The organism is Sphaerisporangium album, from assembly GCF_003323745.1.
Taxonomy (GTDB): domain Bacteria; phylum Actinomycetota; class Actinomycetes; order Streptosporangiales; family Streptosporangiaceae; genus Sphaerisporangium; species Sphaerisporangium album.
Genome location: NZ_QOIL01000029.1, coordinates 43,715 through 64,683 on the forward strand (window position 1 = coordinate 43,715; position 20,969 = coordinate 64,683).

The 20,969-nt window shown below is 70.2% G+C and carries 20 protein-coding genes; 9 read left to right on the forward strand and 11 right to left on the reverse strand.

Going from position 1 to position 20,969, the window contains the following annotated elements; translation table 11 throughout:
* Positions 1-238: 238 nt before the first annotated feature.
* Entirely contained in the window at positions 239-946 is a 708-nt protein-coding gene (locus tag DQ384_RS36005) for a TetR/AcrR family transcriptional regulator (protein ID WP_245967032.1), read from the reverse strand.
* 140 nt (positions 947-1,086) lie between these two features.
* Here DQ384_RS36005 and DQ384_RS36010 point away from each other — a divergent pair, with 140 nt between their 5' ends.
* The 4 genes from DQ384_RS36010 (at position 1,087) to DQ384_RS36025 (ending at position 5,513) form a co-directional block, all read left to right on the forward strand.
* Complete coding sequence (locus DQ384_RS36010) at positions 1,087-2,190, forward strand: LacI family DNA-binding transcriptional regulator (protein WP_114033359.1); 1,104 nt, start codon at positions 1,087-1,089, stop codon at positions 2,188-2,190.
* Positions 2,191-2,363: 173 nt separating this feature from the next.
* Positions 2,364-2,612 carry a hypothetical protein gene (locus DQ384_RS36015; RefSeq protein ID WP_114033360.1) on the forward strand — a complete coding sequence of 83 codons (249 nt, stop codon included), beginning with the start codon at positions 2,364-2,366 and terminating at the stop codon, positions 2,610-2,612.
* Between the two features lie 235 nt (positions 2,613-2,847).
* Complete coding sequence (locus tag DQ384_RS36020) at positions 2,848-3,732, forward strand: N-acetylmuramoyl-L-alanine amidase (RefSeq protein ID WP_114033361.1); 885 nt, start codon at positions 2,848-2,850, stop codon at positions 3,730-3,732.
* 89 nt (positions 3,733-3,821) lie between these two features.
* Positions 3,822-5,513 carry a beta-N-acetylhexosaminidase gene (locus DQ384_RS36025; protein WP_114033362.1) on the forward strand — a complete coding sequence of 564 codons (1,692 nt, stop codon included), beginning with the start codon at positions 3,822-3,824 and terminating at the stop codon, positions 5,511-5,513.
* 145 nt (positions 5,514-5,658) lie between these two features.
* On the opposite strand, the gene DQ384_RS36030 is transcribed toward DQ384_RS36025, so the two are convergent.
* A complete protein-coding gene (locus DQ384_RS36030; RefSeq protein WP_114033363.1) occupies positions 5,659-6,207 on the reverse strand; it encodes a PIN domain-containing protein in 549 nt (182 codons plus the stop codon).
* Between the two features lie 3 nt (positions 6,208-6,210).
* Positions 6,211-7,326 carry a helix-turn-helix domain-containing protein gene (locus DQ384_RS36035; protein ID WP_114033364.1) on the reverse strand — a complete coding sequence of 372 codons (1,116 nt, stop codon included), beginning with the start codon at positions 7,324-7,326 and terminating at the stop codon, positions 6,211-6,213.
* Positions 7,327-8,350: 1,024 nt separating this feature from the next.
* Between DQ384_RS36035 and DQ384_RS36045 the strand changes: the two genes are divergently transcribed.
* Complete coding sequence (locus tag DQ384_RS36045) at positions 8,351-8,650, forward strand: hypothetical protein (RefSeq protein ID WP_114033366.1); 300 nt, start codon at positions 8,351-8,353, stop codon at positions 8,648-8,650.
* 21 nt (positions 8,651-8,671) lie between these two features.
* Here the strand turns inward: DQ384_RS36045 and DQ384_RS36050 are convergent, their stop codons facing one another.
* The 6 genes from DQ384_RS36050 to DQ384_RS36075 all read right to left on the reverse strand — a co-directional run bounded on the left by DQ384_RS36050 (position 8,672) and on the right by DQ384_RS36075 (position 12,801).
* Positions 8,672-9,091, reverse strand: coding sequence for an RNA polymerase sigma factor (locus DQ384_RS36050; RefSeq protein WP_114033441.1), 420 nt, complete (start codon positions 9,089-9,091; stop codon positions 8,672-8,674).
* Positions 9,092-9,229: 138 nt separating this feature from the next.
* Positions 9,230-9,433: a heavy-metal-associated domain-containing protein gene (locus tag DQ384_RS36055; RefSeq protein ID WP_114033367.1), complete on the reverse strand. Its 204-nt coding sequence runs from the start codon at positions 9,431-9,433 to the stop codon at positions 9,230-9,232.
* Between the two features lie 52 nt (positions 9,434-9,485).
* The gene (locus tag DQ384_RS36060; protein ID WP_114033368.1) at positions 9,486-10,559 is read right to left on the reverse strand and encodes a quinone-dependent dihydroorotate dehydrogenase; all 1,074 of its coding nucleotides are present in this window, start codon (positions 10,557-10,559) and stop codon (positions 9,486-9,488) included.
* Positions 10,560-10,580: 21 nt separating this feature from the next.
* Positions 10,581-11,003 carry an STAS domain-containing protein gene (locus tag DQ384_RS36065; RefSeq protein ID WP_245967040.1) on the reverse strand — a complete coding sequence of 141 codons (423 nt, stop codon included), beginning with the start codon at positions 11,001-11,003 and terminating at the stop codon, positions 10,581-10,583.
* A 20-nt stretch (positions 11,004-11,023) separates the two neighbouring features.
* Positions 11,024-11,728 carry a GAF and ANTAR domain-containing protein gene (locus DQ384_RS36070; protein WP_181871599.1) on the reverse strand — a complete coding sequence of 235 codons (705 nt, stop codon included), beginning with the start codon at positions 11,726-11,728 and terminating at the stop codon, positions 11,024-11,026.
* 668 nt (positions 11,729-12,396) lie between these two features.
* Positions 12,397-12,801, reverse strand: coding sequence for a nuclear transport factor 2 family protein (locus DQ384_RS36075; RefSeq protein ID WP_114033371.1), 405 nt, complete (start codon positions 12,799-12,801; stop codon positions 12,397-12,399).
* A 180-nt stretch (positions 12,802-12,981) separates the two neighbouring features.
* Between DQ384_RS36075 and DQ384_RS36080 the strand changes: the two genes are divergently transcribed.
* The gene (locus DQ384_RS36080) at positions 12,982-13,971 is read left to right on the forward strand and encodes a glutathione S-transferase family protein (RefSeq protein WP_181871600.1); all 990 of its coding nucleotides are present in this window, start codon (positions 12,982-12,984) and stop codon (positions 13,969-13,971) included.
* A 29-nt stretch (positions 13,972-14,000) separates the two neighbouring features.
* Here the strand turns inward: DQ384_RS36080 and DQ384_RS42460 are convergent, their stop codons facing one another.
* Positions 14,001-16,400 carry an MMPL family transporter gene (locus DQ384_RS42460; protein ID WP_220183320.1) on the reverse strand — a complete coding sequence of 800 codons (2,400 nt, stop codon included), beginning with the start codon at positions 16,398-16,400 and terminating at the stop codon, positions 14,001-14,003.
* An 84-nt stretch (positions 16,401-16,484) separates the two neighbouring features.
* Between DQ384_RS42460 and DQ384_RS36090 the strand changes: the two genes are divergently transcribed.
* The 3 genes from DQ384_RS36090 to DQ384_RS36100 all read left to right on the forward strand — a co-directional run bounded on the left by DQ384_RS36090 (position 16,485) and on the right by DQ384_RS36100 (position 19,635).
* Positions 16,485-16,991 carry a MarR family winged helix-turn-helix transcriptional regulator gene (locus DQ384_RS36090; RefSeq protein ID WP_220183321.1) on the forward strand — a complete coding sequence of 169 codons (507 nt, stop codon included), beginning with the start codon at positions 16,485-16,487 and terminating at the stop codon, positions 16,989-16,991.
* 381 nt (positions 16,992-17,372) lie between these two features.
* Positions 17,373-17,912, forward strand: coding sequence for a hypothetical protein (locus DQ384_RS36095; RefSeq protein WP_114033375.1), 540 nt, complete (start codon positions 17,373-17,375; stop codon positions 17,910-17,912).
* A 436-nt stretch (positions 17,913-18,348) separates the two neighbouring features.
* Positions 18,349-19,635 (forward strand): sugar phosphate nucleotidyltransferase, encoded by a 1,287-nt coding sequence (locus tag DQ384_RS36100; protein WP_114033376.1) that lies wholly within the window; start codon positions 18,349-18,351, stop codon positions 19,633-19,635.
* Between the two features lie 171 nt (positions 19,636-19,806).
* On the opposite strand, the gene DQ384_RS36105 is transcribed toward DQ384_RS36100, so the two are convergent.
* Positions 19,807-20,949, reverse strand: coding sequence for a hypothetical protein (locus DQ384_RS36105; protein ID WP_147269011.1), 1,143 nt, complete (start codon positions 20,947-20,949; stop codon positions 19,807-19,809).
* Between the last annotated feature and the right edge of the window lie 20 nt (positions 20,950-20,969).

A 20,969-nucleotide genomic window follows, 5' to 3' on the forward strand; every position in this document is an offset into this window, starting at 1 on the left:
ATGCCCTGGAGCCGCGAACAAGGCCATGGGACCGGCGTGGGGAGGCGCCGCCCGCCCGGCGCCGGTCCACGGAAAGCCAGGCGGATACGTCCCGGTGGATAACGGATCTAGGGCCTCCACCGCACGGAAGCCCTATCCACCGTTCCCTGGGCGAAGATCCACGGATGTCCACCCGCGGCCACCCCGGCCGCGGCGGTACGAAGTCGTAACCGTTCCGCCACATCGGCCCCGCGCACCCTCACGGAGCGTCACCACCCGGCGGGGGCTGCCGCCCGAGATCGGCGAGCAACCGGCCGATCTGACCGTCCTGGCCGGCGGCGACCTTCAGTAACGCGACCATCTGGTCGAGCAGCAGACGTTCGAGGACCGTGCGATCGATGTCGCGTACCTCCAGCCAGTCGAGCCCGGCCGTCTCGACGCAGGCGATCCAGGACCTCAGCGTGATGCGCAGCGCCGGGCTCGGCTCGCTCACGCGCATCTGGATGAGGATCATCTTGGTCAGGCGCCTGCGGACGCCCTCGACGATCACCCCGACCTCGCCCGCCCGATTGGCCGGTCCGCCGCGCAGCAGGGCCGCGAACCCGGCCGCGTGGTCCTCCACGAAGTCGAAGTAGCGCGTGAGGCCCGCCGCCAGCTCCTCGGCCAGCGTGCCGCCCGCCACGGGACGCAGCCGCTCCTCCAGCTCCAGCGCCGCGCCGCGCAACGCGGCGACGTACAGCTCGTGCTTGCCGCCGAAGTAGTGGTAGACCAGCGCGCGAGAGGCCCCCGCCGCGGCGGCGACATCGTCGATCGAGACGTCCTCGACATCATGCTTGCTGAAGAGCTCCAGGGCGGCGGCCATCAGCTCTTCACGGCGGCGGTCGACGGTCAGCCTGCGCCGTGCCGGGCGCGCGCCGCCGGGACCGGCGTTCTCGCGCTCACCTGGGGCCCTTGATGTCGCACCCACACTGCGCACACTATCGGAGGGCGTGCCCAATAAGGGGCGGCCCAGAGGACCATGCAGCGAGGCGCACAAACACCCGTACCCTCAGCGCGACTCGATCGTTTGGTCTGACAGGTGCACATCCACTCAGCGTGGGGAGAACCATGTCAGGACCGTCCATCCAGACGACCGCCCGGTACCACTCCGAGGTCGGCACGACCGAGCCCGGCCTCGGTGACGCGCACGGGCCGCGTCCCCGGCCGACGATCCGGAACGTTGCAGAACGCGCGGGCGTCTCAAAGTCGCTGGTGTCCCTGGTGCTGCGAGGGTCCCCGCACGTCAGCGAACACCGGCGCGAGGCGGTGCTGCAGGCGGCCAGGGAACTCGGCTACCGGCCCAACGCCGTCGCGCGCAGCCTCGTCGAGGGACGTACCCATCTGGTGGGAGCACTGGTCGCCGACCTGCACAACCCGTTCTACGCCGAGTTCCTGGACGGCCTCCAGGAGAGCCTCCACGGTGACGGGCTGCGGCTGCTGATCGGAAGCGGGCGCTGGGATCCCGCCTTCGAGGAGGAAGCGGTCGAGGCGTTCCTGGAGCTCCGGGTCGACGGATTGGTGCTCCTCGGGGTCGCGCCGTCGAGCGAGACCCTGGCCGAGGCCGCGGCGTACACGCCGACGGTGGTCGTCGGCGAGCGGGACGTCGAGCTCGAAGGCGTGGACATCGTCGTGGACGACGACCAGCTCGGCGCGCGGCTTGCGGTCGATCACCTGGTCGAGCTGGGGCACAAGCGGATCGCCCACATCGAGGGCACGCCGTCGTCCTCGGCCAGGTTCCGGTGCGAGGGCTACCTCGTGGCGATGCGCCGGCACGGGCTGGCCCCGCACATCATGGTCGAGCACGGGGACTTCACCGAAGAAGGCGGGCGCAGGGCGGCACGCGCTCTGTTGGAACGTGACCCCCGTCCCACGGCGATCTTCGCGGCCAACGACGTCGTCGCGCTCGGCGTGCTGGTGGCGGCGAGCGAGCTCGGGCTGCGCGTCCCCGAAGACCTGTCGGTCGTGGGGTACGACAACACTCACTTGGCCGCCGTGCACCACATATCGCTGACCAGCCTTGACCAGCCCCGCCGCTCGATGGGCAGGTCGGCCGCCGCGCTGCTGAGCGACCGCATCGGCGACCCCGGGAAGGTCGCGCGGCTGCGGCAGGTCACGCCGAAGCTGGTCGTGCGGCACAGCACCGGCCCGGCTCCAAGTGATCCCCAAGGGTAGGTCAACCTCCACGGGATCGGCGCACCTCCCGTGTTGACTCGGAGCATGGCGCCGGCCCTCCGGCGTGCCGGACCGGACCGATCTGGAATGGTGCGCCCGCGTGTCGCGGGGGCAGCGGGTGGGCAGGCGGTGCCCGCCGGACCAGGTGGCCGGTGCCCTGACCGGGGGTTGTCATGCGTGATCCGGAACTGGTGTCGTGCGCGCAGCGCGCGGCGGCCGAGCTCGAGCGTGCGTGGGCGCACTGGCGGGCCGCCCGGGGCAAGGACGACGAGGGCGCGAGCGAGTCCGTCGCCAGCTACGTCGCCCATTCCATCGACCACCCGTGGGGACGGCCGCGCGTCGTGCTCGGCCTTGACGCCGAGGACGCCCGGGAGCTGGCCGCCCTCCTCCAGAAGCAGGACCTCGGGGAGCCCGCCTGGTGACCTCGCCTTCGTAGGGCCTGGTATGGATGGACCTGTCCCTCCTGCCTCCCTATAGACCGATCCCTCCGGCCTCCGTGTGAACGAGGCGGCCGTCGGCCCTGCCTGTGGATGAACCGGCCTCGGCCCCGCCTGTGGATGGAGCGGTCCCTTCCGGTCCTCCTGTGGATAACGTCCAGGTCACCTCGCGGGTCCGCGTAGGTTGGAGCCGAGACGTCGTATTGCGAAGGGGATCATCGTGACCAGTCGAGCACTGGCCGTCACGCTCCTGGCCTTGTGCGGGCTGGGCGCTTCGGCCTGCGGGGCCGCGGCGGGCCAGGACGCCGCCGACGCCGGCTCCGCCCGCACCGCCGAGATCAGGAGCGCGTCCGCGCGGCCCGCGTCCACGGAGGTCCGCACGGCCGGCGAGGCGACCACCCATACGGCCGCCGAGGCGGCCGCCGCCGAGGCTCCGACGCCGGCCAAGCCCCTGGCCGGCAAGGTCATCGTGATCGATCCGGGCCACAACGGCGGCAACTACCGCCACCCGGAGATCATCAACAAGAACGTCAACGTCATCACCGAGTCCAAGCCCTGCGACACGACGGGCACCGCGACCGACGACGGCTACTCCGAGGCCGCCTTCACGTGGGACGTCGCCAAGCGCATGGTGAAGGTCCTGAAGGCCAAGGGCGCCACCGTCAAGCTGACCCGCACGGACAACACCGGCGTCGGCCCGTGCATCACCCAGCGCGCCGCCATCGGGAACAAGGCGCACGCGAACGCGGCGGTCTCCGTCCACGCCGACGGCGCGCCGGCCTCGGCCAGGGGCTTCCACGTGATCATGCCGAAGAAGATCGGCGGCCCGGTCGACCCGGTGGTGGGCAAGTCCGCCAAGCTGGGCCTCGCGCTGCGTGACGCGTACAAGTCGGGCACCGGCATGCCGTACTCGACCTACATCGGCAAGAACGCGCTCGACTACCGCAGCGATCTGGGCGGCCTCAACCTGTCGACCGTCCCCAAGGTCTTCATCGAGACCGGCAACATGCGCAACCCGAGCGACGCCGCCAAGCTGAAGGACCCGGCCTTCCGCCAGCGCATCGCCGACTCCCTGGCCAAGGGCCTCCAGGACTACCTGGGCTGACCGCCACCAACCGAACCCCAGCCACCGCGAACAGCCCGCCCCGCAGACGTCGCGCGATCCATCTGGGGACTTTGGCATGATCTGTAGTTATGAGTGACCTGATCCCGCGTCCTCGCGTCGTCGAAACGGCTTCCGGCTCGTTCGAGTTCCTCCCCCGGACCTCCGTATCGGGGCCGGCCGATCTCGTGGACGCGCTGCGGGTGGCGCTGGCCGTACTCGACCTCGGGCACGCCGATCCAAGGCCCGCGACTTCCCCGGCGGTCGCGGAGGCAGGCACAGAGGGGCTCTCAGAGACACGTACCGGGCCGATCACCGTCGAGATGGACGAATCCCTCGGCGTCGAGGGATACGCCCTCACAGTGACTCCTGAGGCCGTACAGATCGTCGCGGGGGGCGCGGCGGGCGCGCTGTACGCCGGGCAGACCCTGCGGCAGATGCTGCCGGCGGAGGCGTTCCGGTCCGTGGCCGTCCCAGGCGTGCGGTGGACCGTCCCGTGCGGGCGGGTGGAGGACTCGCCCCGGTTCGCATGGCGGGGCGCCCACCTCGACGTGTCCCGACATTTCATGCCAAAGCGTGAAGTGCTCCGCATGATCGACCTGCTTGCCGCGCACAAGCTGAACCGCCTCCACCTCCACCTGGCCGACGACCAGGGCTGGCGCGTCGAGAGCCGGGCGTACCCGCTGCTCCACGAGGTCGGCTCCCACCGGGCGCGCACCACGACCAAGCCCTTCCGCGGCGAGTCCGCGTTCGACGACACCCCGCACGGCGGCTACTACACCCTGGCCGACCTCGGCGAGATCGCCGCCTACGCCCGCACCCGCGCGGTCACGCTGGTGCCCGAGATCGACGTGCCCGGCCACGCCTCGGCCGTCCTCGCGGCGTACCCGCACCTCGGCGCCGACCCCTCCCAGCGCCACGACGTGCTGGACCGCTGGGGCATCTCCCCCGCGATCCTCTCCCCGCTGCCGGAAACGGTCGACTTCCTCGCCACGGTGTTGGCGGAGATCATCGAGGCGATCGGCTCCGTGCCGTACTTCCACATCGGCGGGGACGAGTGCGTGCTCGACGCCTGGGCGTCCTCCGCCGAGATCACCGCCTACCAGCGCTCGCTGGGGCTGGACGCCCCCTCCGACCTGCACGCCTGGTTCCTGCGCGCGCTGGCCGACGTGCTGGCCGGGCTCGGCTCGCGCGCGGTGGTCTGGGACGAGGCGTTCGTCAGCGGCCGGCTCCGTCAGGACACGATCGTCATGCCCTGGCGCGGCGTCGAGGTCGGCCGCCAGGCCGCGGCGGCGGGCCACGACATCGTGGCGACCTCGGTCTTCCCCCTGTACTTCGACTACGCCGAGTCGTCCTCCCCCGAGGAGCCGGCGGCGATCGGCGACACGATCACGCTGGACGACGTCACCGCGTTCACGCCCGCGCCGCCGTCCTTCCGCCCGGAGGAGTCCGCGCACGTGCTCGGCGCGCAGTTCCAGCTCTGGACCGAGCGCATCCCCGACGCCCGCACGCTGGACTACCGCGCCTGGCCCCGCGGCTGCGCGGTCGCCCAGATCACCTGGTCCGGCGACGCCGACGGCTTCGCGTCCGCGCTACCGGCCCACCTCCGCCGCCTGGACGCCTACGGCGTCGAGTACCGCCCCCTCACCGGCCCCCTCCCCTGGCAACGCGGCGGCACCGGCGACCGCATGCACCAGCCCGGCAAGGTCCAGGTCCGCGACGTCATGCGCCACCTCGAAGAACTGACCCAAGAGGCAGACTCCACCCGCCCCAGCCTCAGCTAGCCCTTACTGAGGCACCGCCACACCCAGAAACGTCCTCGCTCAGCTCGGGCTGTTCTTCCAGGCTGAAGCATGGCTGAGCACCTGCTCGATGGCCAACTCACACCTGCAGATCCAGAGATGGCGGCCCGGTGGCCTCTCAGGGAGTTCACGCCTCGTCGGGAAAGCGGCCGTTCTGCTTGGCCCAGATGAGGAACCCACCGGGGCCGAAGGGAAGACGGTACTCGCTGGAAAGAAGATCATCGGCCAGCGCGCTTACGAGGGCGAGGGTCAGCAGTCCGTTGTCGACGGCATCGCACAGCAGGGCCAGGGTCGGACGGTACGTGATCTTGTAAGTCTCCGCGGCCTTGCGGGCGGCGCCGTCATCCACGACGGCCACACCGTTCAGTGTGTGCGCGAGCGCGAGGACACCCGCCTCGCCTCGATTGCGATCTCCTCTTACAAGCAGTTCCGAGAATCGTCCGAAGGCGACCATCTCTTCAGGACTGCACAACTCCCGGTGCTCGATCCAGTTCGCCGTCAACGCGGGCGCGATCCGGCTGTCGCGGTTCTTCCCCTGCTCCAGTTCGTCTACGACCACGTCGGGGATCACGGCCCGGCGGTCGCCGACCACGGCCTTCAGCACGCCGAGCCAGTTGTTGATGGCGAAATGGCTGAGCGGGCCCGTGTCGAAAACCAGTACCTGAGAAGCGTCCATCGGCTAGGAGACAAACTTCCAGATTGCGCTCTCCGGGAGTGGGTCGAGTGCCGGGAGATCGTCTTCGCACCAAGTATCCACGAGCAGGTCCATCGCACGGGCTGCGGAGATGGTGGTGCTCCGGTAGAGCCGCAGCACCGACTCCACGTACCGCTTCGCGAGGTGCGGAGGAGTGAGCTCTTCGGCGACGACCAGGTTGAACTCGACGATGTCGGCCTTGGTAGTGCGAACCGCGCGGATGTCGTGGGCGTTCGACGGGCTCACCAGATCGAGTTCCAGCAATCGGCGCGCCAGCGTGGACATGTCGACCTGGTACCAGCTGCCAATCTTCACTGCCGCCGCGCGCAGGTTCGCCTTCGCGTTGGCCGCGCTCCAAGCAGCTTTCAATCCCTGAGGCGGCAGCAGAAGGGCGCGGGCGAACCGATCGAGCCGTGATTCCCACGCTTCGTCCCCGTCGCGCTCGGCGACACGCCAGTCGACGGTGTACTCGTCGGCGAACAGGTAGTGCCCCAGCTCATGGGCCAGGGCGAGACGGCGGCGTCCGACCCGGAGATTGCCGTTGACGAGGGCCACGCCTCCCGTCCTCAGGAGCAGGGACGCGGCGTCGGCCGCCTCGGGGCCGAGGTCGATGCTGAAGGGGAGCAGTCCGATCTCGGAGGCGCGAATGGACAGACCGGCGCATGGTTCGCCGGTATTGAGCCCGATCAGCTTGCGGGCCTCCTGAGCCGCGAGTTCCGCGGCGGCCGCCGAGTCCGGGCGCGGGAGTTGCCGGGACTCAAGGCGTAGCTTGTCATCATGGCCGACCGTGAACTCGACGTTGCGGGCCAGATGTTCGACCAACCTGTCGATCTGGGGGCTCACCGCGCCGGGATCCTGGAGGTTGCGATGAGAGACGATCGCGGCCGGCGCTTCCTTGATGAACCACTCGATCCGCTCCCCGAGCGTGTCAGCGATACGAGACAGCTCCAGCGCGGTGACACGCCGCGAGCCGCTCTCGATCTTCGCGAGCGCGGAACGGTCGATGGAGATCGCCGCCGCGAGCTGAGCCTGCGTCAGCCCCACGCGGTGCCGGGCATCGGTGATGCGCCGCCCGATCCGGTCGCTCTCCTCTACCGCCACGCGTGCGATTCTAGAACAATGCGTTGGCCTAACTCAACGTCCCTACCGTGTACAACCTGGTCAGGGGCATATTCGCCTGATTCGCGCAGATCACCATTCATCAGTTTCGGTCGGTACTACGAACATGGCGGAATGATCGCACCCCCGGCGACAAGCGCTTTCCCGATCTGGCGGATGCCCACTGCTTCACCTATGTCCGCGACCTGACCCCCGAGCAGCTGGTGACCCGGCTTGGCGTCCGGGCCGAAGACTGCTTTCGCACGACGCTCGGCGAGGGCGACGTACAGAGCGGCCGTCCGTCGTCTCGGCGTGAGTGCCGCGACGCTGAACAAACGCTTCCGGGGCGACGAGGACTTCCGTTCCACAGCCCGCCGAACGCGGCGATGGTGGCTGATGGGCCCGCTTCCGACACCAGTTGGCATGCCACCGTTGATCGCTTCTGGGGTGACGTTAGATCAGGCGGCCGCTCAGGTCGGCAGGTCTCCGGTCACCGTTCGCACGCATCTGCGTCGGTTCGCTCGTTTACGCGACGCCGTGAACGCCGCGCTGCAGTCAGCGGGCAGGAGAGAACTTCGGTTGCCACCCGGGCCTGGGCCTTCGGTCGACGCCATGGCCGATCTTGAGAGGGAGAATCCGGGGCCGATCCGGCTGGCGTGGCATCTCGTAGACACCGGCATTCTCGCGGTTCCACTGGTCGAAGATCTTGTCCAGCGGAAGGCCACGGTCCGGCAGTGGGCCAAGATCCTCGGCCTTCCGGTCGAACCACGTGACGGCGGCCTGGTGGTCACGGTGATCAGGCACGGCGTGCGTGTCCGTATCTCGACATCGGTGGAGACGTGCCATCCGGCAGGAACTCACGCATCCGAAACTCGGTGGGAGCCGCCAGGCGGGGCATCAAGGTTTGCGCGGGCGAGGAGGTGGTCCGCGTCAGTACGTCCCGCGTTGTCGCGGTCTGGTCGGTAGTGGTCCGGAGGGGACGCGGGGGTGGCATGCTAGGCGGACGGCGATCAGGAGGAGATCCAGGATGAGCCACCCGCTCGACACGCAGGCCGCGGCGCGGCGCACCCCACTGAGTGCGGAGGAGAAAGTCCGGGCCGAGGTGAACTTCGTCCCGCTCGTCGCCCAGCATCTTGTCGAGAGCGGGCGGTTCAGGGTGACCGCCGACACTCCGGAGATGGTGGAACTCTTCCAGCGGGTCGCCCACAGGGTGAGCGCCACGCTCCAGCGACCTGTGGTCAGCTACGCCAACGGCAGAGACATCGTGATCACCTTCGGCCAGGAGCAGGCCCTCGGCCAGGAGAGGGCCCCTGGCCTCACCTCCTGAGGCGCCCGCTCACCCCAAGGGTTATCGCCTGGCGCCCTCCATGGAGCCGAACGCTCCCAGCCGGTGGCCGGCTCCGCTGGAGCCTTGGTGAACCCTTCCGCCCCTCGCCGCCCGTAGCGCGGGCCCGATCCGCTCATGGTCTTCGGTGAGGAACGTGTCAGGCGCGATCTCCGCCGCCCTGGCGTACTCGGTTCGCAGGCGATCTGTCACCGATCGGCGGGCGATGGTGAACAGCCAGGGTGTGAATCGGCCGGGTGCCCGGAGCCCGGGCAGGCCGCGGATCACGGCCGGCCAGATCTCCTGGCTCACGTCGTCGGCCCGTTCGGCATCCAGCATGCGCCGCACGTACGTCCACAGCGGCACCCTCCAGCGAGCCACCAGTTCGGCCAGCTCCGTCCGCTCGCCCAACTGGGCACGTACCACCAGCAGTTCATCGGTCATCGCGTCCTCCGTCACCCTGCACAGTCGGAGGGGAGGGGGATGGGGTTAACGGATGCCGAAAGTCGCGCACGCGCCGAAGTGAGAGGCCGACGGCACGCAGCCGGCGTCTGGAGTGAAGGGAGCCGGGTTCGAAGGAGGTCAGGCCACCTCGTAGCCGACTTCGGCTATCGCGGCGCGGATGGCCTCGTCGTCCAGAGGGGCGGTGCCGGAGACCTCGACGCGGCCCGTCGGGAGGTCGACGTCCACGGTCGTGACACCGGGGACCTCGCCGACCTCCTCCTTGACCGAGCGGACGCAGTGGTCGCAGGTCATTCCGGTGACGGTGTACGTGCTGGTGGTCATTCGCCCATCCTTCCGGCCCAAGGTACCTAGCCAGGGTATGGTACGACGGCCGTCAATCGGCGACGCGGCCGACCAGGTCCTGCACCGACTTGTACCCGTGGCGCCGCAGCCGCCGCGACAGGCCTCGGTTGATGCGCCACGCCCACAGGGGCCCCTCGTAGATCAGCCCGGTGTACCCCTGGACCAGCGTGGCGCCCGCCAGCAGGCGCTCCCACACGTCGTCGACGTCCTCGACGCCCCCGACCGACACGAGGGCGACGCGGTCGCCCACGCGGGCGCGCAGCCGTCTCAGGACCTCCAGCGAGCGGGCCTTCAGCGGCCGCCCGGACAGGCCGCCGGTCTGGGCGGCCCCCGCGGCCTCGGCCTTGGACAGGCCCTGCCTGCCGATGGTGGTGTTGGTCGCGATGATCCCCGCCAGCCCGAGCTCGACCGCCAGGTCCGCGACGGCGTCGACGTCCTCGTCTGCCAGGTCAGGGGCGATCTTCACGAGCAGCGGGGTGCGCCCGGCCGCCTGGAGCACTTCCTTCAGCAGGGGCCTGAGCAGCTCGACGGCCTGAAGGTCGCGAAGCCCCGGCGTGTTGGGAGAGCTGACGTTCACGACCAGGTAGTCGGCCAGAGGGGCGAGCTTGCGCGCGCCCGCGACGTAGTCCCGTACGGCCAGCTCCTCCGGAATGACCTTGGTCTTGCCGATGTTCACGCCGACGACCGCGGGCACGCTCCGGGGACGGCGCAGCCGGCGAGCGGCCTGGTCGGCTCCCTGGTTGTTGAAGCCCATGCGGTTGACGATCGCGTGGTCGGTCACCAGCCGGAACAGCCGGGGCCGGGGGTTGCCCGGCTGGGCGTGCGCGGTGATCGTGCCCACCTCGACATGCCCGAAGCCGAACGCGGCCAGCGCCTCCACGCAGCCCGCGTCCTTGTCGAACCCGGCCGCGAGCCCGAAGGGGCTGGGGAAATGGACGCCGAATGCCTTCACCCGCAGCGCCTCGTCCCGCGGCGCCAGCCATTGGTACAGGCGCCGCTTGGCCACGGGCGCGACCGAGAGCACCCGGAGCGCGCGGATGGTCACGTGATGCACGGTCTCGGCGTCGAAGCGGCGGAGCACCTGTGCGAAGAGCAGTCGATACATTACGGATCAGCGTAGCCGGGATCAGTTGGGGCTCTGCGCGAGGTCCGGGCACATGTGCCGCAGGCGGGTGATGCGCCAGCTCGCCTGCGCGACGTCGCCGGCGTCCTCGTCGTGGACGATCGGCAGCCCGTGGTCGAACTCCAGGAGCCTGAGCAGGCGCAGCACCCGCGCGGACGGCCGGACGATCGTGAACGTGCCCCCGTGCCCGCGTACGCAGAGGTCCAGCCAGCGCAACATGCGGGCACCCGAGCAGTCGAGGAACGTGACATCGGCCAGGTCGAGGTCGACGTGGAGGGGGTGGGCGGGGGCATGGTGGCCGGCACGGTGGCGGGCGAGCAGCACGGGCAGGTGGCGGCGCAACTCGGCGGCGCCCTCGACGTCGAGGTCGCCGTGCAGAGTCACCCTCATCGCCCCGTCCGCCGGGGGACGGTACGGCGTCACCATGATCACGATCGGCCGGTCCTTCAGCCCGGGGGCGCCTGTTCGCCCAGGATCTCGGCCGCCAGGTCGGCCACGCGGCGCCGGCTGTCACGGGCCCGCTTGCGCAGGCCGGTGAACGCCTGGGCGGCCGTGAGGTCGTGTTTGCCCATGAGGTAGCCGATCGCCCGTTCGATCACGATGCGGTAGTCGAGTGCGTACTGCAGCTGGTCGGCCAGCGCGCTCTTCTCCTCGGCCTTCACCGCCGCCGCCAGGACCTCCTCTATGACGTGGGCGTAGGCGAGCAACGCCTGAGTGTCCGACTCCTCCCAATCGTGCGGCTCGGCCTGGTAGACGTTCAGCGTGCCCACCGGGCCGTCCCCCAAGCGCACGGGCACCCCGGCGACCGCGCGCACCCTCGGGTCCAAGAGCGGGGCCAGTTCAGGCCATCGCTGGTCGTTCTGGACGTCTCTCGTGGTCACCGCATTGTTGTTGAAATATGCCGACACGCACGGCCCGCGACCCAAGGCCGCCTGCGCGTGCTCAAGGCTGCGTCCGGCCTCGTCGGTCGTCACGAGGTAGCGCAGCGTCTTCCCTTCGTCGGCGAACATCAGGCCGGCCCCGGCATAGCCGAACAGGCGGTCCACCACCTGGACGATGCGCTCCAAGTGGTGCACCACCCCGGTGGCCTCCGAGGCTTTCTGCAGGCCCCTCAGACTCGCGACGAGGGCCTCCGGATCAATACGTGTCATATTCCATTCCTCTTGCTGAACCCTCACCCCAGTGCCGGCGCGGTCATGGAGAGGCATGCGTTTCCGCCATGCTTCTGCCCGAAATCGGGCACGATAGTCCCCTTCTCGGGGGCATCCGGGGAGAGGCAAGCCGAACAGCCCGGATCGCGCGGCGTTCCGGGGGGCGAAAATCGGACACCGACGGCACCGGGCACGCCGGCCACACCGTCCGGGGAACGGCGGGGTTCGGCGAGCGCGGCCGACGATATGCGAAGCCACAGCGCGCTAGACGTGCGCTTGACATGGTCAACGCCCGTGCCAATGGCGGTGCCACCTCCGTTTGAGGAAGCTCCGCGGACACAGGGCGGAATGATCTGCGACAAAGCGTAGTGCGGCGCGATGACTGGGGCCAAGTGGTTGACCCACCTGGTCCACCCAAAGCGCGCGCCGACGGGTCGGCCGCGCTCCCGTACGGGCTCACGCGCCCGTGCGAGGAGGCACGGACGGGGCCGGACGAATCCGGACCGCCACTACATGATGAAGTTGGACGCCACGGCGGCGCACGGGGGTGCGATGCCGACGACGTGGAGAGCCCGCCTGGTCAGGGAACCGTTCGGCGATTCACCTGGCCGTGGAACTCCCTGCCAGCCTATGCCCTCGAAGCCCCTCACGGGCCCGCGGACGGTCCGTCACAGGAACAGGTCGCCCTGCGGGTCCTGGTGGCCGTCCGCGACGTGCCAGTAGTCGCGGACCTCCACCGCCAGGCCGTCCTCGCCGAAGCGGACGACGGCGCAGCCCGCCAGCGTCACCGGTTTGTCCCCTTCGCTCTCGACGAGGAAGACGCGATACTCCACGAAGGCGCGGTCCCCGTCCACGATCGGGACGCCGAAGCGGACGTCCGTGGCCCTTTCACTCGCGAAGGACCATCGGATGTAGTCCAGGACCTCCACACGGCCCCGGTGGACCGGGCGGAACGGCATCGAGCGATGGACACAGCCCTCGGCGAAGAGGGTGCCGATGAGGCCGGCGTCGTGGGCCGCCCAGCCGCTCTGCCACGTGCGCGCGAACCGCTCGGCCGCTTCCCGGGTGTCCATGCGGCCATCCTGGCCCATAGCGCTTGATCACACGCGCGCCGACCGTTGTCCACAGGTCCGGGCCTCTTTTCTGGATATCCACAGATTCGGTCCGGGCGTGCGCGCGGGGTGCCGGGGGCCGGAGATGATTGGGACGGGGCCCGCGTGCGGGGTGGGCCACGACGCAGGGAGGAGCGAGCCGTGACGAACGCAGCGACCGTCGCGAGCCCTGTGGACTTCGCCGTCCACGGGGATTACGGAGATTACAAGAGCAAGGCGCCGGCCGCCGCCGACGGGGCGTTCAACCGTCCGACGTACCGGTTCCAGGGGCGCGTCACGGCCGACGGCAGTAGCGGCTATCCGGCCGAGCCCGGCCGCTACCACCTGTACGTGTCGCTGGCCTGCCCGTGGGCGCACCGCTCCGTGATCGTCCGGGCCCTGAAGAAGCTGGAGGACGTCGTCTCGCTGTCGGTGGTCGATCCGGTCCGCGACGGGCGGGGGTGGGCGTTCCGGGAGGGGCGGGGGTTCGGCGCCGATCCGGTCAACGGGTTCACCCTGCTGAGGGAGGCGTATGAGGCCAGCGAGCCCGGGTACGACGGGCACGTGTCGGTGCCGGTGCTCTGGGACCGCGAGACGGGCCGCATCGTCAGCAACAACTTCCCCGACATCACGATCGACCTCGGCACGCAGTTCGAGCGGTGGGCCGACACGAGCGTCGACCTCTACCCCGTCGACCTGCGGCCGGAGATCGACGCGCTGAACGACCTCGTGTACCGCACGGTCAACAACGGGGTGTACCGCTGCGGGTTCGCGACGAGCCAGGAGGCCTACGAGGAGGCCGTCACGGCGCTGTTCGCGACGCTGGACGAGCTGGAGGAGCGCCTCGCCACCGGGCGCTACCTATTCGGAGACCGGCTCACCGAGGCGGACGTGCGGCTCTGGGTGACCTTGGCGCGCTTCGACGCCGTCTACGCCACCCACTTCAAGGCCAACCTGCGCCGCATCGCGGACTACCCCAACCTGTGGGCGTACGCCAGAGATCTCTACCAGCGCCCGGCCTTCGGGGGCACGACCGACTTCGATCACATCAAGCGGCACTATTACACGACGCACCCGCAGATCAACCCCACGCGTATCGTCCCGGCCGGCCCCTTACTGGACTGGAACGCCCCGCACGGCCGGGACAGGTGACCGCTGAGACGGCTTTGGCAGCAACGAGCTCACGGACCGGAGGAGGCGGGGCCGTCCGAACCGCCTCTGCGGGGGTCGCCGGGCCACCAGAAGCGGTCGCCGAGCAGGGTGACCAGTGCGGGGACGAGGACGCTGCGGACGAGCAGGGTGTCCAGCAGCACTCCGAAGCCGACGATCACGCCGATCTGGGTCAACGTGATCAGCGGCAGCACCCCGAGCACGGCGAACACGGCCGCGAGCAGTATTCCGGCGCTGGTGATCACGCCGCCGGTGACCGCGAGGGCGGTGACGATGCCCTGGCGGGTGCCGTGGCGTGACGTCTCCTCCCTCGCCCTGGTCGTGAGAAAGATGTTGTAGTCGACCCCGAGCGCGACGAGGAACAGGAAGGCGAGCAGCGGGACGGAGAGGTCGAGCGCGGGGAAGCCGAAGAAGTGGGTGAAGGCGAACCACCCGGCCCCGAACGCGGCGGCGAAGCTGGCGACCACGGTGAGCACCAGCGTGACGGCCGCCACGACCGACCGTAGGAGCACCAGCAGGACGGCGAGTACCACCGCGAGCACCAGCGGCATGATCAGCTTCTGGTCGCGGACGGCGGCGTCCCGCTCGTCCAGGTCTGCGGCGTCGGTGCCACCGACCACCGCGTCCGCGCCCGGGACGGCGTGCACGGCGGTCCGCACCTCCCTGATCGTCTGGAAGGCCGCCTCCGTACCGGGGGGCGCGGCGAGCACGACGTCGACCCGGGTGTACTCGGGCGTGCGCTCCCCCAGGATCACCCGCGTACCCGAGACGCCCGAGGCCGCGGCGCGCACCCGCTCCGCGGCGGCGGTACGGGCGATCACGACCACGGGCTGACCACCCCCGACCGAAACGGGCTGAGCACTCCCGACCGGGGTCGGCTGAGCGCTGCGAGCCGGGACGGGCCGGGCGCTCTCAGCCGGGGCCGCCTGAGGGCTGTCAGCCGGGACGGGCTGGGGGCTTTCGGACGGGACGGGCTGAGCATTGCCGGCGGGGAAGGCGCGGGTCAGGGTTTCCTGGCCGGCCATGGCCTCTACGCGCTCGCGGAACTGTTCGGTTTGGGAGAGGCCACTGTGGATGCCGGTCACGCCCAGCGTCAGCACGGCGAGTACGGCCATGCTCCCCAGGGCCATGACGAGCGGTCGGCGCGAGACGGCGGTTCCCACGCGGGACCACAGGCCGGTGCGCGCGGGATCGGGCCGGCCCAATCTCGGGGCGAACGGCCAGAACAGGGCCCTGCCGAAGATCACCATCGCGGCGGGGAGAACGAGCAGGGCGTACACGACCGCGGTCACGATGCCGACGGCGCCGGCCAGGCCGATACCGCGGTTGAACGGTGACAGCGCGAAGACGAGCGTCCCGAGCGCGAGGGTGACCGTGGCCGAGCTGGCGAGGATCGCCGGGGCGGCCGAGCGGACGGCGGCCGTCATCGCCACGTGGCGATCGTCGTGGACGCGGAGCTGCTCGCGGTAGCGGGCGATCAGAAGCAGCGCGTAGTTGGTGCCGGCACCGAAGACCAGAACGGAGGTGATGCCGAGCGTGGAGTCGTCGACGGTCAGGCCGGTGGTCCGGGTCAGGAATGCGACGATCTTGGCGGCGGCCTGGTCGGCGACCCCGATCACGGTCAGCGGCACCAGCCACAGCCAAGGGCTCCGGTAGGTGAGCAGGAGCAGGAGGGCGACCACGCTCGCCGTGACGGCGAGCAGGGTGACGTCGGCCCCGGAGAAGACGGCGGTCAGGTCCGCCTTGAAGCCGGCCCCACCCGTCACCTCCACGCGCGCGCCCGGTGGCAGGCCGGCCCGGGCCTCGGCGCGGATCCGGCCGACCGCGTCGGCCAGCCGGACGTTCGGCAGGTCGGCGGAGAGCGGGACGATCACCAGCGCCACGTCGCCGCGCGGGGAAAAGACGGGCGGCGCGACCCGCCCTTCGGGGGCGACCTCACCCTCCTCCCCACGCGCAGAGAAGGTCGGCGACGGCACCCGTCCCCCGGGACCGACCTTCCCCTCCCCGCGCGGGGGCATGACGGGCGACGGCACCCCTGTCCCAGCGGTGTCCTCCCCTGTCTGAACGCGCGGGGGCATGGCGGGTGGCGGTACTCGTTCCTTGGCAGCGAGGTCGGACAGTCGGGCGGCGTCGGTTCGGATGGCGGTCTTGTCCTCGGCGGTCAGGGTTCCCGGGCGGCTGTAGACCACCAGGGCGGGTAGGAGCCTCCCGCTTGGCAGCTTCTGTTGCAGCCGTAGGACGGTGGCCGACTCCGCGCCGTCCGGCAGGGCGGCGGCCGGATCCGTCGCCACCTTCGCGGCCCCGCCGAAGGAGAGCGCGAGACCGGAGAGCACCAGGGCCACGGCGATGGTCGCCCACTTGCCACCCGCGCTCCACAGGGCCGCCCACCTAATATGCTCGGCTCGTCTCATCGCGACTCTTTCCATCATGGAATATTTCTACGGCGGAAAGAGTAGGTCGCGACCGCGCGGTTCGGCAACATGGAGGAGGGCGACGTGCCGGCGCACCCGCCAGACGAGGACGGCGTGAGCGCGTTCGAGCTGATGACGCTGATGCGACGCCTCAACGTGGAGCTCGACCGGTTCGTCGAGCGGTTCGCCGAGGACCACGGCCTGCATCGCACCGACCTCAACGCGGTGGTCGTCATCATGGACGCGATCACGGAGGGCAGGCCGCTCACGCCCGGAGGTCTCGGGGCCGCGCTCAACCTCAGCGCGCCGGCCACCACCGCCCTGCTCAATCGGCTGGAGCGGGCGGGGCACGTCGAACGGCACCGCAGCGCCACCGACCGCCGCAAGGTGGAGCTGGCCCTGCACGATCAGGCCGTCACGCTGGCGGGACGCTTCTTCTCCCCGCTCGCCCGCCACCTGTCCGCGGCCTTCGAGGGGTTCACGGACGAGGAGCGCGTGGTGATCCGGCGTTTCCTCACCGGCAGCATCGACGCCACCATCACGGCGCGCGACGCGACCGGGACGGCGGAAGACGGCCCCACCGGCCCCTGATCGGGGTCAAGGACCCAAGTGGCGAGAGACGACCCCTCTGACCCATCCCACCCCGACCCGGAGGAAGAGGCGGGGAGGCGGCTCTCTGGCGCATCCGGTTTTCGACCGGGCTGAAGAGCGCGGAGGCAGGGAGAGGGCCCCTCTGGCCCGTCGAGCCTCCGACTCGGAGCGGGACGTCGCAGAAGCCGGAGGGTGGTCCTCTGGTTCATCCGGTCGCCGAGCAGGAGGAGGGGCGGAGATGGGGGAGATGGGGGTCTGGTCTGTCTGGGCGGTGAGGTGAGGCAAGTGTCGTGCTAGCGCGTCGCAATGTGCTTCAAGGGGGTTGAAAGCGGGGCGGGCCACACTGTGGTCATCGAGAAAGAGCACGAAAGGACCGCTCCGATGACGATCACCCGCACCCTCACCGGCCTGGCCATAGCCGCCGCCATCGTCGCGATCGCCCCCGCCGCCGCGCAGGCCGCGACCGGCGCGTCGGACGCTGTCACCGCCGGAACCGCCACCCAGAGCACCACCGCCCAGAACTCCCCCGCCCAGAGCGCCGCCGCCAAGAACTGGGGTGCGTACTACGCGCCGGGCAAGCGGGCCAAGGCGCTGGGGGTGCTGGCCTTCACGGGCGAGGACCACGAGGTCATCCCCACGGCCGACACCGTGAGGATCTCGGGCAAGGTCTACGACCTCAGCCGGTCGTCGAGCTGCGGGTGGGCGGTCTTCCGCATCACCTACCGGGACGACACGGGCAACCTGCCCTTCAAGCACCGCAGCATCCTCGACTGCTCGTACGGCTCGCCGAAGTCCTTCTCGTTCACGTCCCACGACGTGTACCAGGTGGAGCTGAAGGTCTGCTCCGAGCGCAAGGCCTCCAAGCCCTCCCTCAACTGCCTCTACGCCGGAAGCTGGAAGACCCTGTACCTGTCCAAGTGACACGCCACGGCGGCGGCGCTCCGGCGCCGCCGCCGGTGACGCACAATAATGTTCCGGTCATCGCACGCAATCATTTCGGCGATATTACCGACGTTCGTGAATGGATATAGGGTGAACGGTCGCGGACTGCAGGGCGAGGACTTCGGCGCCTTTAGTCGCGGGAAAAGCGTGGACGGTCACCCACGATCACGATAAACTCCGTGGTGACGAACTCGACCCGACCTGACGCAATGTCATCAAATATGGTCACGGCCGATCTGGCCGCCGAACGGTGAATGATAACAATGAAGCGCGTCCTCCTCATCACCGTTCTCAGGGGGCACCATGGCGCACCCGCCCGCAGCGTCCGCACCGAGCCGGAGCGGCGCCCCGGCCGGCGACACACCGCCCACCACACGAAGCCGCCGACGTAACGCGCTCCCGCCCGGGGGCTTGGGTGTCTGAGATCACCGGAATAGCCCTGGCAGGGGGCAGAGGCGTGCGCGCCCGCCCGCTGACGCTCGAAGGCCCGGGATACCTGCGCAGCAAGGCGACCGTCCCTTTCATCGGGCGTCCGCTCATCGAATGGCAGATCAACTCTTTTCACCAGCAGGGCGTCGAGAATTTCTATATCGCGGCCAACGGCCGCGAGAATCGGTATCAGGTCAAGGAGGCGCTGGGTTACGGCGAGACGCTGGGCGTCCGCGTCCAGTATTCGAGGGCCCGGGCCGACAGGTGCAACACGGGATCGGGCCAGGCCACGCTGAGCGTCGCGGAAGAGTGGAATCTCAAAGGGCTCGCCGTGGTCTTCCCCACCGACTCCCTCTTCGAGTTCGACCTGGCCGAACTCGTGGAGGGTCATCTGCGCAGCGGCGCGCTGGTCACGGTCGCCACGGTGCACCGGCCGGCCCGCGAGGTGGCGGGCACCTACGGCACGATGGTCGCCGACGACGAGGGATGGATCCGCGAGTTCGTGGAGAAGCCACCGCTCCAGGTGATCAACGCCATGGTGACCGACCCGTCCCGGGTGCCGATCAGCACCGGTCTGTACGTGATCGACTGCCGGCGGCTGCGCGAGCTGGCCGCCACACCCGCGCTCGCGGCGCTGGTCCGTCTCCGGCTGGACTGGGGCAGGGATCTGCTGCCGTGGCTGGTCTCCAACGACCATCCCGTGCGGCACAGCCCGATCGCCAAGGTCGGCGACCTGGGCAACCCGCGCGACTACCTGATGACCCTGGTGGACGCGCTGTCCGGGGGGTACCCGAGCCTGCGCGGCACCGGCACCCCCACCATCCACCCGTCCTCGCTGGCGCGCCGCGACGAGGTGAGCGGCATGACGCTGGCCGCCAAGATCGCCACCGGCCTGGTCCGGATCGGCCCGAACGTGTGGATCGGCAGGGACGTCGAGATCGGCCCGGGCGTGGTGGTGCGGGACTCGTACGTCGGCGACGGCGTCGACCTGCACGCGTGGTGCCATCTGGAGCGGGTGGCCTGCCTGGACGGGGCGATCATCGGCCCCGGTGCCCGGCTGTTCGACACCCACGTCGGGATGATGGCGTGCGTGGAGTCCTCGCTCCAGGCCGTGACGGCGCTCGACGGCTTCACGGCGCTCGGCCACGAGGCGATCGTCCAGCCGGGGACGCGCCTGACGGGCGTCACCGTCGACCCGCGGCTGACCGTCCGCAGCGGTGACGACGTGCCCGCGGGCACGCAGCTCACCACGGTCGGCGATCTCGTGGACTGACGACCCGTACCGCCGATCCCGCCGGCCTCGCCATGGCGCCTCAGCAGGCGGGACCGGCGGGCGGGGCGGCCGCCTTCACGTCAATTGTCGTCGCGCCGGGCCTTCGGCGCCGTCTCCGGCTTCCAGTCTTCCCCTCCGGGTCCGTTCGCGCGCATCCGTACGAGGGCGCCGTCAGCTACGGGCCGTGTCCTTGCCGTTGTCCGGCCACCGGGGCGTCACCCCACCGCCGTCGCCCTCTCTGCCGTCGTACCGGCCGAACTCGGTGACACCTGTGACACCTGTGTCACCGTCCTCGGCGAGGTCTCCGAGATCGTCGTCCGCCCAGGCCATGCCGATCTCGTCGTACAGCAGGTGGGTCTCCATCGCGTGGGCGTGCGGCGCGTAGCGGGTGCGCAGGCTCTGGAAGACCAGCCACGCCTCCTGCTCGTCGCGCTCGGCGGGCAGCCCGACGTTCTGCGCCGCGCGCAGGGTGTCGGAGAAGCTGCGTTCCTCGCGCCCCTGCAGGCTGACGCTGGCGCGCGGCAGCACCAGGCAGAACTCCGCGGCCAGGCGCTGCATGCACCGCGAGCCGGTGGTGAGCAGCGCCCGCGTGCAGGGCGGCGCCCAGTACGGCGCCACGGCCTCGGTGACCGCGGCGATGTCGAGGACGGTCACCGCCGCCTCCAGCCAGCACAGATCGCCGACCGGGCGGGAGAACGTCAGGGCCGGGTAGGCGACGTGGGTGGTCTCGACGTCGGTCATCCAGTCGGTCCACTGGCCGAACATCGTGTCGAGGTGGTCGCGCGAGCCGGTGCGCAGGTAGGCGACGAGCAGGGCGTCGGCGTCCTGCGGCTTGACGACGCGGCCCGCGAGCCGTGCGACGGCCCGCTCACGGCGGCCGTAGGCGTCGGTGAAGCGCATGATGTAGGTGGTGATGGCGGCGAGCAGCAGCGCCTCGGAGACCCAGACGAGCCCGGCGAGCGGACCGCCCCGCCAGCGGGCCACGTGGAATTCCGACCACGCCACCGTGCCCGTCGCCAGGCCGTGCAGCGCCCATCCGAGCAGGGAGAACCCGAGCAGGGACGCGCCGACCCAGACGCCGGCGATGCCGAACAGCGTCACCGGCGCGCACATGTCGAGGACGCGCTCGCGGGAGTCGCGGCGGGGCAGTCGCTTGGCGACGGCGAGGACGCAGGGGGCCACCACGCGGAGCGTCGCGCGGGCGACCTGTGAGGACCGTGCCCGGGGCGTGAGCACGGTACGCAGCACGCTGAGCCAGACCATCAGGACCAGGACGGCTCCGACGACACCGGCGACGATGACGATCACGTGCATCGCGCCGCCCCCGAACACGG

What these genes read in the sequence shown, in the direction of transcription:
- DQ384_RS36025 (WP_114033362.1), top strand. Translation starts at nt 3,822, where the DNA reads ATGAGTGACCTGATCCCGCGTCCTCGCGTCGTCGAAACGGCTTCCGGC.
- DQ384_RS36030 (WP_114033363.1), bottom strand. Translation starts at nt 6,207, where the DNA reads ATGGACGCTTCTCAGGTACTGGTTTTCGACACGGGCCCGCTCAGCCAT.
- DQ384_RS36055 (WP_114033367.1), bottom strand. Translation starts at nt 9,433, where the DNA reads ATGACCACCAGCACGTACACCGTCACCGGAATGACCTGCGACCACTGC.
- DQ384_RS36050 (WP_114033441.1), bottom strand. Translation starts at nt 9,091, where the DNA reads ATGACCGATGAACTGCTGGTGGTACGTGCCCAGTTGGGCGAGCGGACG.
- DQ384_RS36105 (WP_147269011.1), bottom strand. Translation starts at nt 20,949, where the DNA reads ATGCACGTGATCGTCATCGTCGCCGGTGTCGTCGGAGCCGTCCTGGTC.
- DQ384_RS36015 (WP_114033360.1), top strand. Translation starts at nt 2,364, where the DNA reads ATGCGTGATCCGGAACTGGTGTCGTGCGCGCAGCGCGCGGCGGCCGAG.
- DQ384_RS36010 (WP_114033359.1), top strand. Translation starts at nt 1,087, where the DNA reads ATGTCAGGACCGTCCATCCAGACGACCGCCCGGTACCACTCCGAGGTC.
- DQ384_RS36065 (WP_245967040.1), bottom strand. Translation starts at nt 11,003, where the DNA reads ATGGTGACGCCGTACCGTCCCCCGGCGGACGGGGCGATGAGGGTGACT.
- DQ384_RS36070 (WP_181871599.1), bottom strand. Translation starts at nt 11,728, where the DNA reads ATGACACGTATTGATCCGGAGGCCCTCGTCGCGAGTCTGAGGGGCCTG.
- DQ384_RS36060 (WP_114033368.1), bottom strand. Translation starts at nt 10,559, where the DNA reads ATGTATCGACTGCTCTTCGCACAGGTGCTCCGCCGCTTCGACGCCGAG.
- DQ384_RS36045 (WP_114033366.1), top strand. Translation starts at nt 8,351, where the DNA reads ATGAGCCACCCGCTCGACACGCAGGCCGCGGCGCGGCGCACCCCACTG.
- DQ384_RS42460 (WP_220183320.1), bottom strand. Translation starts at nt 16,400, where the DNA reads ATGAGACGAGCCGAGCATATTAGGTGGGCGGCCCTGTGGAGCGCGGGT.
- DQ384_RS36075 (WP_114033371.1), bottom strand. Translation starts at nt 12,801, where the DNA reads ATGGACACCCGGGAAGCGGCCGAGCGGTTCGCGCGCACGTGGCAGAGC.
- DQ384_RS36095 (WP_114033375.1), top strand. Translation starts at nt 17,373, where the DNA reads ATGACGATCACCCGCACCCTCACCGGCCTGGCCATAGCCGCCGCCATC.